The organism is Streptomyces olivochromogenes (assembly GCF_021538895.1).
Taxonomy (GTDB): Bacteria; Actinomycetota; Actinomycetes; order Streptomycetales; family Streptomycetaceae; genus Streptomyces; species Streptomyces olivochromogenes_A.
Genome location: NZ_JADDRL010000271.1, coordinates 1 through 722, shown reverse-complemented (window position 1 = coordinate 722; position 722 = coordinate 1). Strand labels below are relative to the sequence as shown.

At 65.4% G+C, this 722-nt stretch carries 1 protein-coding gene and 1 pseudogene; both read right to left on the bottom strand.

The genetic code is table 11. The annotated features are described in order from the left end of the window. Nucleotides 1–267: alpha-amylase family glycosyl hydrolase (locus IPZ69_RS46765; RefSeq protein WP_268835910.1), on the bottom strand; the 267-nt coding region annotated here is incomplete at its 3' end. Beyond that, nucleotides 264–722, bottom strand: a pseudogene (locus IPZ69_RS46760) (alpha-1,4-glucan--maltose-1-phosphate maltosyltransferase); the annotation flags it as partial. The gene IPZ69_RS46765 and the pseudogene IPZ69_RS46760, both read right to left, overlap by 4 nt.

Below are 722 nucleotides of genomic sequence, written 5' to 3'. Positions count from 1 at the left end.
CACGGCGGTGTAGTCCGAGACGTCGTAACCGCCGTCCCTGAGCGGCGACTTGAAGAAGGGCGGCAGCCAGAGGACGTCGACGCCGAGCCACTGCAGGTAGTCGAGCTTGGCGGTCAGACCCTTGAGGTCGCCGATGCCGTCACCATTGCTGTCCTGGAAGGAACGGACCAGGACCTCGTAGAACACGGCGCGTTTGAACCACTCCGGGTCACGGTCCTTTGCGGGAGTGTCCTCGAAGGTATCCGGAACGGGCTCGTTGACGATCATTTTGTGGGTGACCCTCCGATCTGCGGGGTGGACGGTCGCAGAACCGTGAAGACGTGCGCGGGTCGCCGACCCGGTTCGAGGCGCACGTAATTGGTCCTGCCCCAGTGATAGGTCTCGCCGGTGAGTTCGTCACGCACCGGCACCGACTCGTGCCATTCCAGGCCGAGTTGCGGCATGTCCAACGAGACCGTGGCCTCCTGGGTGTGGTGAGGGTCGAGGTTGGCGACCACCAGAACCGTGTTCGATCCGCCGCGCTTGCTGTACGCGATCACCTCCTCCTTGTCCGTGGGGTGGAAGTGGAGGTCGCGCAGCTGCCGCAGCGCCGGGCTCTGCCTGCGGACGGTGTTGAGCCGGGTGATGAGGGGGGCGATGCTGCGTCCCTCGGCCTCGGCGGTGGCCCAGTCGCGGGGTTTGAGCTGGTACTTCTCCGAGTCGAGGTATTCCTCGTCGCCCTG